A 15,012-nucleotide genomic window follows, 5' to 3' on the forward strand; every position below is an offset into this window, starting at 1 on the left:
GCCACGGCCAATGCACAGAAACTCCCGGCTGCCTCCTTATCGTAGCGGCCATGGATAAGGAGCTTCGCCAGCATCTCGGCCGGGTCGTGCGCGAAAACCGCAAGCGCCTGGGCCTCTCCCAAGAGCAGCTTGGGCAGATGATCGGCCGGGCGTCTCACAACACGATTTCAAATATCGAGCGGGGGCGGACTGTGCCGTCGCTCTATCGGCTGTCAGCACTGTCGAAGGTGCTGGGGGTGCCGCTTTGGAAATTTGTAACGGTGGAAAATCTGGTACCTGCTACCAAAGCAGCAAACGAATATGAATACAAAATTATAGAAAACTTTTCTCGTTTGACAGAAAAAGATCAGCGGCGCCTATCGGAGATAGTCGCCGCATTTTCTAATGACCTGCATTGAATGGCTAAGTTTTAGCGAAAAACCCCAGACTCTCGGGCCATTCGGATTAACTCAGCTCGAACAGCTTCACGGCGTCGCTCTTCAAAGCAGATTACCGACGCTTCATCAGAATAGGATGGCGATTCGTCGCCTCTCAAATCTTTCCGATCATCAGCTGCTGAACCGTCAATCGGAAAAAAGAATGCGAGTTGCTGGCCATTCGGTTTGGTTCCCGCGCTCATCTTTTTCCCCCATGGTCCCGCTGCATCATTGTTTTTTTGTGACTATAATTCTAATTCTTACTGGGTAGTTTTCAAGCGCGCTTAAGTGGGATCAGGGCTGCGACGTTTTGGACTCCATCTCGCGCAGCTGTTTTACAATCTGCGCTTCGTAGATTGTAAAACTATCCAGATGTGGTCTGTAGATTGGCTCCTGTCGCTTGCGGTCAAAGAGGATCACTTTGCCACTCTGTTTCCTTTCAATACGGGAGTTAAAAAGTTTGAGAATATTCTTTGGTGCAACTCCCTCGTACTGGCGGAAGATCACCTGAGTGGCAGAGTTTCGCTCATCTGAAGATATTGTATCTTCATGAAGTGAGTCGGCAAGACTTTTGGGATAAGGTTCTATGTAATAAACCTCTCGGATGCCGCTGACTACGATATGTCTGGCGCAATTGTGGCAGGGGTATGTTGTCGTGTATAGAATGCTATCGAGTATAGATTTGCCACCGTTCCGCGCAACGCTTATGATTGCCTCCATTTCGGCATGGATGGATCTGCTGTATTCAATGATGGACGATAGTTCGGTTTCTTTCAGAGCTTTTCTTATTGGGGTGATATCGGTTCCCTTCTTGATAACTCTTTTATCCAATAATTTTGCAATGATATTATCGATCAGATTAGCTTTTCGTTCGTCATTATGACACAGGCCTTGCTTCCATTTGAAGCAGCGTGCATCCAAAAAATCCTTTTCCTTTAGTGGCTCCTCATACAATCCCCCGCCAAATTTTGGAACATCATTCCATCCGACTGCTAGCAAATCGCCAGATTTGCTGACAATTGCTGCGCCAACTTGACGAGACATGCACCCAGACTTAGCTGCAACAGATGCTGCTTTGAACATAGCTGCTTCGTGTCTGTTTGGTGTGTGAATTGTACCGTGAAAAATGATATCTAGGAATCGAAGAACTGTATCTTCGAGAGGCTTCTCGGTATCATGTTCGTTTCGGATGAAATAATCCGACTCAGAGAATATTTTTCTAACTTTCTGCCCTTCTTCTAAATTTTCTCCTTGGTCGCGCTCCATTATTTTTTCCGCTTCTGATTTGGACATTGTTTTCGTGAGGCGCTTCAAGCGAACAAACTCCGGAGCAAACACACCAACACACCAAAACATCTCTCCATAAACCTCTTGGAATAACCTTAGCTCAGCCGGGTGTTTGATAGAGTCGACCAAGTATGCACGCCGAATCGGAACCGGGACTGACGTATCCCCGGAAGGGGTGGAGACTTTTCTAAAGCCATTGTTTGTTTTTCTTTGTACGGCTATCTCATCAATTACTAACTTGGCTAGAATGTCACTGCTAAAACGTGCACGCAAAGTATTGCCGGTGGATTGCAAATGCTCAATTCGCTTCGCCCCCTTCATGTCATGAGAGGCGCTCATGCTTACTCTGCTGGACCATTTGTTGATTAAAGAACTCACACGAATTGGTTCAGGAACTTCGTATCCGAACTCCTTTTCTAAAATGCGTCTAAAGGCATTTACTGTAGTCGTAACGCCTGATGCTACGGGGCCAATGAAGCCAATCACCAATTCTGGCGTCCTACGTTCAAATACTGAGTCTGCCTGCTCTGATGAGGTCTCGGCAGTTTCAACCTTGCCAATTACAGCTTGGAGCAGGGACATAATCCACCATGGATGGTCTAGTTTTCTAAGATGATGTACCGCTAATGGAATAATGTCAAATCTTTGTGTTGCAACAAATGCAGTTTACAGATGTAGATCGCGTCGGTCTTGCCGGCTATCGCACCTCGCCTAACCGGCTCCTGACATCTCGCTCTATGAAACAGGAAAAAAAACCGATATCCTTCCCTCCTTCCCCATCCGGAAGGAGCCCCGTCCCATGTCCGACTTCACCTACTTCATGAAGCTCCCCGAGCCCGGCAGCCGGGTTAAGAGCCTGTTGCTGCCCTGGGGGCCGGAGGGGCCGCCGCCGGCGGACCAGTTGCCGGCGCAGCGGCCGAAGGACTATCATCCTCTCGCGGCCTGGCCGCCCATCCCCTACACCGACTGGGCCAAGCGGCGGCATGCGGCCAGCTTTCACCGGCCCAACGACATGGCCAACCGCTTCTTCCTGCTGATGCACCCGGAAGTGGCGCATGAGGTGCAGGCGCGGAACGAGGTGACCGGGGGGCCGGAGTCGGTGGCCCATGCCAATGCGGGGTATGATTGGGTGGTGCCCTATGACGGCAACCATGACAACACCCTGCCGCCCGGCTTCTCCGGCTGCCACCTGGTGGTCAAGGATTACGTGGTGGAGTTCACGCCGGGCAACCCGGCCTTCGACTACACCGACCTGGTCCCGTCGCCCTCCATCGACATGCCCGGCCTGGTCTGGAAGGGCATGGGCCGCCGCCCGCTGGCGCCGTTCCACCGCTGGTTCCGCCCCGGCATCCTGGAGGAGTTCGTGGAGAGCTGGCCCGTGGACCGGGACATGCGCCCCGTGGACCCCGGCCCCTTCACCAAGGACTGCGCGGAAGCCGCCGCGGCCGGCATCTTCTTCACGCCGGAAGCCCTGGCCGCCGTCTCCGACCCCTCCGTCCCGCCCTATCCCGAGCCCGAGCCGCCGCGCCTGATCCGCGACCGGCGCAAGCGCTACGACTGGACCCGCGCCGCCCAACTGCTTGGGGAGGGGCACAGCGTCAGCGCCGTGGCGCTGGAGATTGGCTGTGCCCGGCAATCCCTCTGGCGCGCCATCAAGGTGTCCCCCCAGCTCCGCGCCATGGTGGAGGAGGAGCGAATGAAGCGCGCCAGCGAGTTCGCGGCCCGCCTGGACGGGGCCCGCATGGTGGTGCTGGAAAGCATGCTCCAGGCCGCCTGCCTGGACCGCAGCCCCCATGTGCTGGTGGCGCTGGCCCGCATGATGCGCCTGGACGACGGCGCCAACTACGTGAAGCTGGCCGAGGGCCTGGACCAGATCCGCGACCAGCTCCGCCGCCGCGACGCCCTTAAGGAGACAAAGGTGACACGAAGCCAACCCGGTAACCTTAGTCACCTTAAGCCCGAAAACCCAATGATCCCAACGCCCTGAAATGTGACACGCGTCACCTTAAGCGTCACCTTTGGTCACCTTAAGGTCTCATCAGGTCACCCATTTCCCTCTCCCTGGGGAGAGGGTGCCGCCGAAGGCGGCGGGTGAGGGGGGTGGGCATGGAGATCAACCCCATCCGTGCCCATCCGGCCAGCATCCGTGTCCATCCGTGTCCCAACCCTTCCGCCCCGCTCCCCCGGCCTTCTCATCGGCTCCCGCTTGGGTTTTCTGTTTCCCCCGCCTTCGCGGGGGAAACAGGAGGGCTCCTGGAAGCCGGACAACTCCCCCGCCCGTCATCCCCTCTTCCCCCCTTGCCCGAAACGCCCAACCGGCCCACCCTGTCCTTCCCTCAAACAAGCGTTCGAACCCGCCATGACCGCCTTCGACTTCCGCACCGTCGGCACCCTCCTCACCGGCCCGGGCTCGGTCCAGCGGCTGCCGGAGCTGTGCCGGGAACTGGGCATCAGCAGGTTGTTCCTGGTCACCGACCCCGGCGTGGCCCGGGCGGGGCTGCCTTCGGGCGCGGTGGATGCCTGCAAGTCGGCGGGGATCACCGTCTCCACCTTCGCCGATGTCCAGGCCGACCCGCCGGAATCGGTGATCCGCACGGCGGTGGCCCAGGGGCGCGGGTTCGGGGCGGACGGGGTGGTGGGCTTCGGCGGCGGCAGCGCCATGGACGTGGCGAAGCTGGTGGCCTTCCTGCTGGGGGACACGGGCCAGGCCTTGGGTGACATCTACGGCGTCGGCGCCTGCCGCGGCTCACGCCTGCCCCTCATCCAGGTGCCCACCACCGCCGGCACGGGGTCCGAGGTCACCCCCATCTCCATCGTCACGACGGGAGAGGCGGAAAAGAAGGGCGTCGTCTCCCCCCAGCTCCTGGCCGACGCGGTGCTGCTGGACGCGGACCTGACCCTGGGCCTGCCGCCGGCCGTGACGGCGGCCACCGGCATCGACGCCATGGTCCACGCCATCGAGGCCTATACCAGCCGCCACAAGAAGAACCCCCTGTCCGACCTGCTGGCGCGGGAGGCCTTGCGCCTCCTCGGCGGGGCCATCCGCCGGGCCGTGTCCGACGGGCGGGACCGGGCGGCGCGGCAGGACATGCTGCTGGGCGCCATGCTGGCCGGCCAGGCCTTCGCCAACGCCCCCGTGGCCGCGGTCCACGCGCTCGCTTATCCCCTGGGCGGCCATTTCCACCTGCCCCACGGCCTGACCAACGCCCTGGTCCTGCCCCACGTCATCCGCTTCAACAGCGCGGAGCCCGCGGCAGCCGCCGCCTATGCCGAGCTGTCCGCCATCCTCTTCCCCGGCCGGGACGGCACCGGCCGCTTCGCCGACGACCTGGCCAGCCTGTCCCGCGACCTGGGCCTGCCCCCCACCCTGCGGGAGGTGGGCGTGGGCGCCGACAGCCTCGACCTGCTCGCCACGGACGCCATGAAACAGACCCGTCTCCTGGTCAACAACCCCCGCGAGGTCACCCTGGAAGACGCCCGCCGCATCTATGGGGAGGCGCTGTAACCCGCACAAACCCTCGCCATCGGCAATTCATCGGCAATTCATCGGCCCCCCGCCATGGCACCGGCCCGGCCGCCGCGGGACCCTCGGACCAACAAACAAGGACGGGGGCAGACATGAACGCCATGAACCGCAAGCGCCAACGCTCCACCCCGCTGGAGGTGCTGGAGCTGTTCCGGGAATGGGACCCGGATGTCTCGCTGAAGGCCGCCTGTGCCTTCTTGTATGTGGCGGAGAATGAGGGCATCAGCATCTCCGAGCTGGCCTTCCTCCTGCGCACCAGCCTTTCCACCGCCACCCGGGTGGTGGCGGCCCTCGGGGGCCGGGCAGCGGCCTGGTGGAGGTCCGGCCCTGGCCCAGCGACGGCCGGGTCCGCACGGTCCACCTCTCCCCCTTCGGCCGGCAGATGCGGGACCGGCTGAACGGCTCGGTCCAGGACGCCCGCCCGGTGGAGCCGCCCTCCCTCCCCATGCTCCCCCCGGCATCGCCGGCCCCGCCGCCTCCCTGCGGGCCTGGTACTAGGCCGGGGGGGAGGTGGGGCAGGGGCCGGTCTGCCCAAGTGGCCCGGTACCACCGGCGGCCGGCCTTGCATCCTTATTGGGCAAAGGGGCATCCTCCCAGGCCCATGACCGGGGGTCTCCCCCGGGCGCGATGACCGGAAACCCGCCATGGCCCTGGAAATGGTCGCGCTGGCCCGCGAGCCGGACTTCCGGCTGGGCCGGTGCGTCGTCTCCCCCTCCGCCGGCCTCCTGACCGCCCCTGGCGGCGGCCAGGCGCGGCTGGAGCCGCGGGTCATGCAGGTGCTGGTGGCCCTGGCCCGCCGCGCCGGCCACCCCGTCTCCCGCGATGATCTGCTGCACGCCTGCTGGGGCAACGTGGTGGTGGGCGACGACGCCCTGAACCGCTGCATCCAGCGCCTCCGCGCCGCCTTCCGCGACCTGGCCGAGCCCGGCATCCAGATCGAGACCCTGCCCCGCCTCGGCTACCGCCTTCGCCTGCCCGACGGCCTCTCGGTCGAGCCCCTCCAGCCCCCACCGCCCGCCGCTGCCCCGCCCGGGCCCGCCCCGTCCCCCTCGCCGCCACCCCAGTCCCGCCGCCCCTGGCTGCCCCTGGCCCTGGCGGGGCGGCGGCGGTGTTGGGCGGGTTGGTGGTACTGGCGGCCATGCTGCTCTGGGGCGACCCCGGCCCGGGTTGGGAGGTGCGCCGCGTCACCCCTGCCACCGCCCTGCCGGGGCGGGAGACCTGGCCCGCCTTGTCCCCCGACGGCGGCCAGCTCGCCTTCGCCGCCCGCCTCGCCGACCCGGGCAACGCCGACCTCTACCTGCAGAGCGTCGCCGGCGGCAGCCCCGTCCGCCTGACCGACGACCCGGGCATCGACTCGGCCCCCGCCTGGTCTCCCGACGGCAGCCGCATCGCCTTCTCCCGCAGCGCCGACGGCCAGCCCTGCCGCATCCTGGTGATGACCGTCCCCGCCGGCCAGCCGCAGCAGGTGGGCCAGTGCCGTGACGCCCCCTGGACCCAGCCCGCCTGGACCCCCGACGGCAAGTCCATCATCTTCCCGGACCGCCCCGGCATCGTGGCGCCATTCCAGCTCTACCGCCTGGCCCTGGATGACGGCCGCGTCACGCCCCTGACAAGGGCGCTGGCCCGCACCTGGGGCCATGACCGGCCCACCGTCTCCCCCGACGGTCGCCGGGTCGCCTTCGTGGACACCCCCGCCTGGTCGGTGCAGGACGTGCAGGTGCTGGACCTGCTGGACGGCACGGTGCGCCGCGTCACCAACGAGGGCGGGGAGATCGGCGGCCTCGCCTGGCTGCGCGATGGCTCCCTGGTCTTCAGCTCCGCCCGGCAGGGCGACCGCGGCCTCTGGACCCTGGCGCCGGGGGCGGAGGTGCCGCGCCGGCTGCTGGCCGGGGTGCAGGACCTGCGCCGCCTGTCCAGCGCCCGCCATGCGGACCGGCTGGCGGTGGAGTCCTGGACCTTCCACGCCAACCTGTCCGAGATCACCCTGGACCCAGGCGGCTCCCCCGTGGCGGACACGTCCGGCAAGCGCCTGACCTTCGCTACCGCCGCCGACCACGACCCCGACCTCGCCCCCGACGGCAGCCTGGCCTTCATCTCCACCCGCTCCGGCACGCCGGAAATTTGGGTGAAGCCGACGGCGGGGGAGCCGCGGAAGCTCACGGAGCTGGGCGGCACCTCCATCAGCAGCGTGCGCTGGTCGCCGGACGGCACGCGGCTGGCCTTCGCCGCGGCGCGGGCTGGCAACTATGACGTCTTCACGGTGGGGGCCGACGGCAGTGGCCTGAAGCGCTGGACGGAGGAGATGGAGGAGGATCTGTCCCCCGTCTGGGCAGCGGATGGGCAGTCCCTCTACTTCACCTCGCGCCGTACCGGGTTCTGGCGGCTGTGGAGCCTGGACCTCTCCTCCGGCGAGGCGCTGCCCCTGACCGGCGACGGCCCCATGACGGTCCGGGCCAGCCCGGACGGCCAAGCCATCTATTATGCCAAGGAGGGGGAAAGCGGGATCTGGCGCCGGTCCCTGGACGGGTCGGAGGATGAGGTGCTGGTGATCCCCGACTTCGCCTACCAGGACTGGCCCAACTGGACCATCGCCGACGGGATGCTCTGGTACGTGCTGCGCGGCCGGCCCGGGGGCGCGGTGCTGGTGCGGGCGGGGCTGGACGGGCAGGGGGCGCAGGCGGTGGCGACCCTGTCCCGCTTCTATGCCATGTCCGGCCTGGCGGTGCGGCCGGATGGCCGGTCGGTCATCCTGTCCAGCATGGTGATCGACGAGGCGGACATCCACCTCGTCGATCTCGCCCGGCACGACTAGGCGAACTTTCGAATTCGAAACCCGCCCTACCTTCCAGGCGTCCAGCGGTAGAGCAGCAGGGCGTTGCTGACGACGCTGACGCTGGAGAAGGCCATGGCCGCCCCGGCGACCATCGGGCTCAGCAGGCCCAAGGCGGCCAGTGGGATTCCCAGGACGTTGTAGGCGAAGGCCCAGAACAGGTTCTGGCGGATCTTGGCGTAAGTCCGCCGCGCCAGGTCCAGCGCGTCCCCCACCAGCGCCGGGTCGCCCCGCATCAGGGTGATGCCCGCGGCCTGCATGGCCACGTCGGTGCCGCTGCCCATGGCCAACCCCAAATCGGCCGCGGCCAGGGCCGGGGCGTCGTTCACCCCGTCGCCCACCATGGCCACCTTGGCGCCCTTGGCCTTCAGGGCGGCGACGGCGGCGGCCTTGTCCTCCGGCAGCACCTCGGCCACCACCTCCGTGATGCCCAGGGTCCGGGCGGCGGCATGGGCGCTGCCCACATTGTCGCCGGTCAGCAGGACGGTACGGAGGCCCCGCGCCGCCAGCCGCCGGACAGCCTCCACCGCCCCGACCTTCACCGGGTCGCCGAAAGCCAACAGGCCCAGCAAGGTGCCGGTCCCGGCATCGGCCAGGTAGGAGACGGTACGCCCCTCGGACGCCAGCCGTTCCGCCGCCGCGGCCAGGGGCGTCAGGTCCAAGCCCAGCTCCGCCACCAGCCGGCCGCTGCCCAGGCGCAGGTCGCGGCCCTCCACGGTCGCGGCGACGCCCCGGCCGGGCAGGGCGCGCAGGCCCGCCGCCTTGGGGATGTGAAGGCCCTTGTCAGCGGCGGCGGCGAGGACGGCCCTGGCCAGGGGATGCTCGCTGCCGGACTGGACGGCGGCAGACAGGCGCAACAGCTCGTCCGCGGGGATGCCCACCGGTTCCGCTGCAACCAGGGTGGGGCGCCCCTCCGTCAGGGTGCCGGTCTTGTCGAAGACGACGGTGTCCACCCCCGTCGCCCGCTCCAGCGACTCCGCGTCCTTCACCAGGATGCCGGCCCGGGCGGCGACGCCGGTGCCGGCCATGATGGCGGTGGGTGTGGCGAGGCCCAGGGCGCAGGGGCAGGCGATGACCAGGACGGAGACGGCGTTGACGATGGCCTGCTCCATGCCGGCGCCCACCAGAAGCCAGACCGCCAAAGTCAGCAAAGCGATGGCCAGCACCACGGGCACGAAAACGGCGCTGACCTTGTCCACCAGCTTCTGGATGGGGGCCTTGGCGGCCTGGGCGTCCTCCACCAGCCGGATAATGCGGGACAGGACGGTTTCGGTCCCGACCGCGGTCGTGCGGACCAGCAGGCGGCCCTCCCCGTTGATGGCGCCGCCGGCCACCTTGGCACCGGGGTGCTTGGGCACGGGCAGGCTCTCCCCGGTCAGCAGGCTCTCATCCGCGTGGCTGTCGCCCTCCGCCACCTGCCCGTCCACCGGGATGCGCTCGCCTGGGCGGACGACCACCAGGTCGCCCACGCGGATGGCGGCCACGGGCACCTCCACCTCCTCTCCCTTCCGCAAACGCCGGGCGGTGGCGGGGCGGAGGGCGGAGAGGGCGCGGATGGCGGAGGTGGCCTGCCGCTTGGCCCGACCTTCCAGATACTTGCCCAGGAGGACCAGGGTGATGACGACGCTGGACGCCTCGAAATACAGATGCGGCATGTGCCCGGGATGGGCAGTCAGCAACAGCCAGAGGGACAGGGCATAGGCGGCCGAGGTGCCCAGGGCCACCAGCAGGTCCATGTTGCCGGACAGCGCCTTGGCTGCCTTCCAGCCGGCCCGGTAGAAGCGGGCGCCCAGCCAGAACTGCACCGGGGTGGCGAGCACAAGCTGCAGCCAGCCCGGCACCACCAAGTCCACCCCCGCCAAGGCCAGCAGCATCGGCGCGGCCAGGGGCAGGGTCAGCAGGGCGGCGATGAGGACGTGCAGGCGCTCCCGCCCGGATGTGTCGGGCGGCGGGGGGCGACCTCATCCGCTGCGACGGGGTGGGCTGGATAGCCGGCGCGGGTGACGGCGTCCGCCAGTTCCTGGGCGGTGGGGCCGCTGGACTGCACCCGGGCCATCTCCGTCGCCAGGTTCACGCTGGCGCTGACCACGCCCGGCAGGCGGGCCAGGGCCTTCTCCACGCGGGTGCTGCAACTGGCGCAGGTCATGCCCTGGATGGACAAATCGACCTGGGTGACGGGGGCCGTGGCGGTCGTGCTCATGACAGGAAACCCAAACGGTTCGTTCAGACCCTCGGATAGGTGGGGCTTCCAGTCACTGGAAGGTCAAGGGGTGATCTTGGCCGTCCCGGGCCCTGGCGCAAATGACCTGGGTCAGGTAGGACGGGGACCCGATCCCAGACCCGCGGCCCCGACCCGATGCCTTACCTGCCCGAGGAGATCCGTGCCCGCGTGCTGGTGGAGGCTGCGGACCTGTTGGTCTTCGACAAGCCCCACGGCCTGCCTGTCCATTTCGGCACCAAGACGACGGATGACCTGGACCGCTACCTGCCCCTGATCGCCATGGGCCGGGAAGAGCCGCCGCGGCTTGCCCACCGGCTGGACAAGGACACGGCCGGCTGCCTGGTGCTGGCCCGCGACGCGGCAGCCGCCGCGCGGATGGGCCGGCTGTTCCTGTCGGGCCAGGTGCGGAAGACCTATTGGGCTGTCGTGTTGGGCCGCCCGAAGGCGGAGGCTGGGCAGATCGACCTGCCGCTGATGAAGGTGCACATCCCCGGCTGTTCCAAGGTCGTGGTGGACCCGGCAGGCAAGCCGGCCCTGACCGACTGGCGCCTGTTGGGCACGGACGGGCGCCTGTCCTTGCTGGAGCTGAACCCGCGCACCGGGCGGATGCACCAGTTGCGCGCGCACTTGGCCGTCACGGCCATGCCCATCCTGGGCGACCCGATCTATGGGGCGGAGATACCGCCGGCCCAGCCCCTGCACCTGCTGTCCCGCGCCGTACGCATCCCCTGGGCGGAGGCGCAGGGCGGCTGGGTGGAAGCCACGGCCGAACCGCCGCCGCACATGGCGGCGACGATCCGGGGCATGTTTGGCTAGGGTCCGCGGACAGCCATATCCGGGGTTCGCGTGACGGGGTTGTCCGCCTCCGGCCGCCAATGAGGATCAGCCGAACTGAAAGGGCTTGTCTGCTTGCTCCAGCAAGCATTACCTTCCACACCCAATCCAGAGAATGCAACAATCGTTGTGAAGCAAGACTTTTCCCGAAACCGGGCGCCGGATGACCTGGCTTGGCCAGGGTTAAGTGCCTTGCCCACTGCTCTGAATACTTATTTAAACGCAGACCCGCCATCAGCCAACGGGCTTTTTTTATAACTTCCAGCCCCGCATGACCCGCGGGGCTTTTCTCGCGCCAAGGAGCCGCAATGTCGCGCTTGTTCTCCCCCTTCGTCGCCACCTTCGATGCCAGCGGCCTCCCCCGTGATGGGGCAAAGCTATACACCTACGAGGCCGGCACCAGCACGCCCAAGCCCACCTACTCCGACCCTGCCATGACGACCCCGCACGCGAATCCCGTGGTTGCCGACAGCGCCGGTCTGTTCCCGGCCATCTTCGGCGCCGGGGCTTACAAGGTTGTCCTGCGCGACAAGGCCGACAATCTAGTGCAGTCGATCGACGGCCTGGAATTCCCCGCCGGTGACAGCTTCACGCAGGGAGGCACCGGTTCGGTGCCCGTGCAGTTGGCGGACGCGATCCGCCAGTACGTCACGCCGGCCCGCTTCGGTGCCACGCCGGGTGGCGTGGTGGACAGCACGACGGCCATGCGGGACTGGCTGGCCTATGTGCAAGCCAACCCGGTGGCGGGCTTCATCGATGCAGTTTACCGCGTCACGGATGAACTCCAGATCACCGTGCCAGGCACCAAGATTTTTGGATGCGGCCTGAAATCGGGCATCTATCTGCATGCCAGCAACAAGGCGGCACTGCGGGTGGCCACGTCCCGGTGCGTGGTGCACGACATCAAGCTGACGTCCGACCTGTCTCAGTTCAGTGGCAACACCGGCTTGCGCTTGGCCCCCGTCAACGAAAGCGCCGGCTTCTCGGAGATCAACGACAACAACATCCGCGTCTACGTGAATGGCTTCGAGAACGGGATCGTGCTGCGGCCCGGCCCTCGGGCCGGCGCCTTGGACAGCCAGCTGTACTATAACCACATCGCTGGTGAGGTGAAGGATTGCCGGCGTGGGGTGTGGCTGGCGGGCAATGCGTCGCCGGGCTCTGGTTCTGGTAGCAACCGCAATTGGTTCAGGCTGCACATCTGGGGCCCGACGTACGGAAATACCGGCTTCCAACTGGACGACGGCGAGGGCAACTTCCTGGATAACCGGTACGAGCAAATTCAAAACCATACGGGCCCGAACGCCACTCCGACGGCCCTGAAAATCCTCAACGTGGGCAGTTCGTCCGGCATCGTGAACGACGCCAACTATGTCGTCGGCGAGTGGGAAGCCTGCACCCGCGACGTGGAAAACCACAACGCCAGCACCGTGTTCGCGAAGGTGCCCGGAATGGTCTGGTCCCGCGTCAGCGGCACCGCGCCCTATGGCGGCCTGACCAACCGCGTGCAGTCGTCCTTCCCGAGCGAGATCCCCGACATCACCCCGTCCACCCTGTACCAGGCCAATTCCCAGGTGACGGACCCGGACCAGGGCCTGCCCTTTGAGGACCTGGTGATGCACGTCACCGCGCCACGGGGCTTGTCGGCGCTGGTCGGCCGGTTCGGGCGGCAGGAGGTGGCGCGGCCCTCGGGCGGCAGCTCAACCCATGCCTTCCCTGGTATGCGCTACAAGGAGCTGCGGGTCTATCTGGTGACGCGCGGGGCATATACCGCGTCCGGCACGGCCTATCTGGTCCGGTGCAGCATCTTCCTTGAGACAGGCATCGGCACCTTGGTTGAGCTGCCGCGCTTGGCCGACAATGGCGGCGGCTCCGGCCTATCCTGGATGACCGATGCCTTGACCCGAACGGACAGCCAAACCCTGCAGGTGACGGTCAACATAGCCACCGGGGGTGCGGCGACGACCAACTTCGCTTCCGTCCTGCGCCTTGCCTGACCGGACGGCCCCGTCGGTCCTCCTGGGCTGACGGGGCCGGCAGCCTTGTGCTGGCCCAGTATGTCGCGGCTGCCAGCGCAGCTGGGCACGGACGTGCGCCTGTCGTGGGTGACGCTGAAACCGCGGACAGGCCAATGCACCAGCTGCGCCCGGACCTGTCCGCGTCGGCCATGCCCATCCTGGGCGATCCGGTCCATGAGGTTTATTTCTTGAAGCCACGGCCGAACCGCCGCCGCACATGGCGACGACGATCCGGCGCCTGGTCGGTTAGTCGCCCGTCCCGTGCTGGGCGTGGCCGGATTGGCCGTGGCAGGACGCCTCCACCACCTTGGCCTTGTCGCCCGGCTTGCCGCCGGCGTCGGCCTTGCGGTCCGGGGTCTGGCCCTTGATGCGGCTCTCGAACTGGTCGGCGCGGACCTTGTCTGGCGAGGCGTCGCCCAGATTACTGGGATGGGCGCGGTTGTCCGTTGTCATGGCGGAACCTCCCGTTAGTGGATAAGGGGACAACAGCCCCTGCCCACGGGGATCACGCCAAGCAGGCATCCCGATGATGCCATGCCGATGTTGCGAAGATCAGAGCAGATCGGCAACGAAAGGGAAACTCTACGTCAATGGAAAATGACGTTCCTTTACGTAAACGGAAATTCCTGGGCCAGGTCTTAAGGCTAAATGGATAGTGGGACAGGGTTGGTTCAACCAACTATGCAGGATATCATGCGAATGTAAGGCGTTGTGTGGCTTTTTTCATGAATTTGCTTTTCACGGCCCATGATGATGTCCTGCATGACCAAGTTCGACAAAGACAAGCCAGGCAATTCGCCGGGTGGCGGCACCGATCCAGCCCTGTTGGAACGGCTCGTGGCGCTGACGCCGGACATCATTTATGTGCATGACGTCGTGGCGGACCGGAACGTCTATGCCAACCCGCGCGCCTGCGAGTTCACGGGCTTGACCCAGGCGGAAATGGCGGCGTTGGGGCCGGGACTGTTGCCGAGCATCATCCATCCTGACGATCTGGCGGAGATGCGGGCGCAGCGGCTGGCGGACGGCCGGCTGTCGGCTTGGCCGGACAGGATGGTGGAGGCCCGGTACCGACTTCGTGCGGCCGACGGGTCCTGGCACTGGATACGCACCAAGGAACGCCCCTTCCAATGGGACGCGGACGGCCACGTCACACAGGTCATGGGCATCATCACCGAGATCGGCGCCCTGGTGGCGGCGGAGCAAGGCCAGGCCCAGCAGGCGGAGGCGCTGGAGAGCGAGCGGGCAGACGCCCTGCACCGTCGCGGCCTGCTGCTGCGGGAGCTTAACCACCGCATCAAGAACAGCCTGCAACTGGTTGTCAGCCTTTTGCGTTTGCAGGCCGGAACCCTGGGCGCGGGTGACACGCGCGTCGCCTTCGACGCGGCCTGCCAGCGCGTCAGCGCCATCGCCGAGATCCACGCCCGGCTCTACATGACGGAGGAGGTGGGGCTTCTGGATTTCGGCGACTATGTCCGCACCCTGGCCCCGCAACTGGCCTCCCTCTCCGGCCGGCCCGAGGTCGTGGTGCTGGTGGAGGAAGCGGCCGGCCGGTTGGACGTGGACCGGGCCGTCCCGATCGGCCTGATCCTGAACGAGCTGCTGTCCAACGCCTTGCGGCACGCCTACCCGGCCGGGACCAGGGGGACCGTGCGGGTGGGCTTCCGGGCGGATGAGGGGGCGGCTTGGCTATGGGTGGCAGATGACGGGCCCGGGCCGGCCCAGCCCTTGCGCCATGGCCTGGGGCTGCGACTGTCCAAGGCGCTGGCGGAGCAGGTGCGGGGGACATTGGTCCCCACCATGGGGAAAGGCCTGCGCTGGGACCTGAAGGTGCCGCTGGGCTGAGAGTGCGCGTGCCCCCAAAAGAGAAAGGGCCGCGG

13 protein-coding genes are annotated in these 15,012 nt (G+C 66.1%); 9 read left to right on the forward strand and 4 right to left on the reverse strand.

Translation table 11 applies throughout. The annotated features are described in order from the left end of the window. Positions 1-50: 50 nt before the first annotated feature. Complete coding sequence (locus HHL28_RS04465; RefSeq protein WP_075770068.1) at positions 51-398, forward strand: helix-turn-helix domain-containing protein; 348 nt, start codon at positions 51-53, stop codon at positions 396-398. 312 nt (positions 399-710) lie between these two features. On the opposite strand, the gene HHL28_RS04470 is transcribed toward HHL28_RS04465, so the two are convergent. Beyond that, on the reverse strand, positions 711-2,285 hold the full coding sequence (locus HHL28_RS04470) for an anti-phage dCTP deaminase (protein WP_083698943.1): 1,575 nt from the start codon (positions 2,283-2,285) through the stop codon (positions 711-713). Positions 2,286-2,502: 217 nt separating this feature from the next. Between HHL28_RS04470 and HHL28_RS04475 the strand changes: the two genes are divergently transcribed. The 5 genes from HHL28_RS04475 (at position 2,503) to HHL28_RS04490 (ending at position 8,041) form a co-directional block, all read left to right on the forward strand. Beyond that, positions 2,503-3,690: a helix-turn-helix domain-containing protein gene (locus HHL28_RS04475; protein ID WP_075770070.1), complete on the forward strand. Its 1,188-nt coding sequence runs from the start codon at positions 2,503-2,505 to the stop codon at positions 3,688-3,690. A gap of 372 nt (positions 3,691-4,062) precedes the next feature. Beyond that, positions 4,063-5,208 (forward strand): iron-containing alcohol dehydrogenase, encoded by a 1,146-nt coding sequence (locus HHL28_RS04480; protein ID WP_075770071.1) that lies wholly within the window; start codon positions 4,063-4,065, stop codon positions 5,206-5,208. Positions 5,209-5,321: 113 nt separating this feature from the next. Further along, the gene (locus HHL28_RS04485; RefSeq protein ID WP_169654772.1) at positions 5,322-5,627 is read left to right on the forward strand and encodes a helix-turn-helix domain-containing protein; all 306 of its coding nucleotides are present in this window, start codon (positions 5,322-5,324) and stop codon (positions 5,625-5,627) included. Positions 5,628-5,873: 246 nt separating this feature from the next. Then, a complete protein-coding gene (locus HHL28_RS18315) occupies positions 5,874-6,563 on the forward strand; it encodes a winged helix-turn-helix domain-containing protein (protein WP_404326499.1) in 690 nt (229 codons plus the stop codon). A gap of 101 nt (positions 6,564-6,664) precedes the next feature. After that, a complete protein-coding gene (locus HHL28_RS04490; protein WP_404326872.1) occupies positions 6,665-8,041 on the forward strand; it encodes an LpqB family beta-propeller domain-containing protein in 1,377 nt (458 codons plus the stop codon). A gap of 26 nt (positions 8,042-8,067) precedes the next feature. On the opposite strand, the gene HHL28_RS04495 is transcribed toward HHL28_RS04490, so the two are convergent. Together HHL28_RS04495 and HHL28_RS18320 are read right to left on the reverse strand one after the other, a co-directional pair. Continuing rightward, entirely contained in the window at positions 8,068-9,933 is a 1,866-nt protein-coding gene (locus tag HHL28_RS04495; RefSeq protein WP_404326501.1) for a copper-translocating P-type ATPase, read from the reverse strand. A gap of 20 nt (positions 9,934-9,953) precedes the next feature. Further along, complete coding sequence (locus HHL28_RS18320) at positions 9,954-10,259, reverse strand: cation transporter (RefSeq protein WP_404326503.1); 306 nt, start codon at positions 10,257-10,259, stop codon at positions 9,954-9,956. Positions 10,260-10,415: 156 nt separating this feature from the next. Here HHL28_RS18320 and HHL28_RS04500 point away from each other — a divergent pair, with 156 nt between their 5' ends. Together HHL28_RS04500 and HHL28_RS04505 are read left to right on the forward strand one after the other, a co-directional pair. Further along, positions 10,416-11,096, forward strand: a complete 681-nt coding sequence (locus HHL28_RS04500; RefSeq protein ID WP_075770075.1) for an RluA family pseudouridine synthase — start codon at positions 10,416-10,418, stop codon at positions 11,094-11,096. Between the two features lie 326 nt (positions 11,097-11,422). After that, complete coding sequence (locus tag HHL28_RS04505) at positions 11,423-13,111, forward strand: hypothetical protein (RefSeq protein WP_075770076.1); 1,689 nt, start codon at positions 11,423-11,425, stop codon at positions 13,109-13,111. A gap of 267 nt (positions 13,112-13,378) precedes the next feature. On the opposite strand, the gene HHL28_RS04510 is transcribed toward HHL28_RS04505, so the two are convergent. After that, the gene (locus HHL28_RS04510) at positions 13,379-13,585 is read right to left on the reverse strand and encodes a hypothetical protein (RefSeq protein ID WP_075770077.1); all 207 of its coding nucleotides are present in this window, start codon (positions 13,583-13,585) and stop codon (positions 13,379-13,381) included. 309 nt (positions 13,586-13,894) lie between these two features. Between HHL28_RS04510 and HHL28_RS04515 the strand changes: the two genes are divergently transcribed. Next, positions 13,895-14,977 carry a sensor histidine kinase gene (locus HHL28_RS04515; protein WP_169654776.1) on the forward strand — a complete coding sequence of 361 codons (1,083 nt, stop codon included), beginning with the start codon at positions 13,895-13,897 and terminating at the stop codon, positions 14,975-14,977. Positions 14,978-15,012 lie beyond the last annotated feature (35 nt).

This window comes from Aerophototrophica crusticola (assembly GCF_012913305.1).
GTDB lineage: Bacteria > Pseudomonadota > Alphaproteobacteria > Azospirillales > Azospirillaceae > Niveispirillum > Niveispirillum crusticola.

Coding starts and splice junctions, on each gene's coding strand:
- HHL28_RS04490 (WP_404326872.1), top strand. CDS start 6,665: ATGACCGTCCCCGCCGGCCAGCCGCAGCAGGTGGGCCAGTGCCGTGAC.
- HHL28_RS04505 (WP_075770076.1), top strand. CDS start 11,423: ATGTCGCGCTTGTTCTCCCCCTTCGTCGCCACCTTCGATGCCAGCGGC.
- HHL28_RS04470 (WP_083698943.1), bottom strand. CDS start 2,285: ATGTCCCTGCTCCAAGCTGTAATTGGCAAGGTTGAAACTGCCGAGACC.
- HHL28_RS04515 (WP_169654776.1), top strand. CDS start 13,895: ATGACCAAGTTCGACAAAGACAAGCCAGGCAATTCGCCGGGTGGCGGC.
- HHL28_RS04495 (WP_404326501.1), bottom strand. CDS start 9,933: ATGCTGCTGGCCTTGGCGGGGGTGGACTTGGTGGTGCCGGGCTGGCTG.
- HHL28_RS04510 (WP_075770077.1), bottom strand. CDS start 13,585: ATGACAACGGACAACCGCGCCCATCCCAGTAATCTGGGCGACGCCTCG.
- HHL28_RS04475 (WP_075770070.1), top strand. CDS start 2,503: ATGTCCGACTTCACCTACTTCATGAAGCTCCCCGAGCCCGGCAGCCGG.
- HHL28_RS04480 (WP_075770071.1), top strand. CDS start 4,063: ATGACCGCCTTCGACTTCCGCACCGTCGGCACCCTCCTCACCGGCCCG.
- HHL28_RS04465 (WP_075770068.1), top strand. CDS start 51: ATGGATAAGGAGCTTCGCCAGCATCTCGGCCGGGTCGTGCGCGAAAAC.
- HHL28_RS18320 (WP_404326503.1), bottom strand. CDS start 10,259: ATGAGCACGACCGCCACGGCCCCCGTCACCCAGGTCGATTTGTCCATC.
- HHL28_RS18315 (WP_404326499.1), top strand. CDS start 5,874: ATGGCCCTGGAAATGGTCGCGCTGGCCCGCGAGCCGGACTTCCGGCTG.
- HHL28_RS04485 (WP_169654772.1), top strand. CDS start 5,322: ATGAACGCCATGAACCGCAAGCGCCAACGCTCCACCCCGCTGGAGGTG.
- HHL28_RS04500 (WP_075770075.1), top strand. CDS start 10,416: ATGCCTTACCTGCCCGAGGAGATCCGTGCCCGCGTGCTGGTGGAGGCT.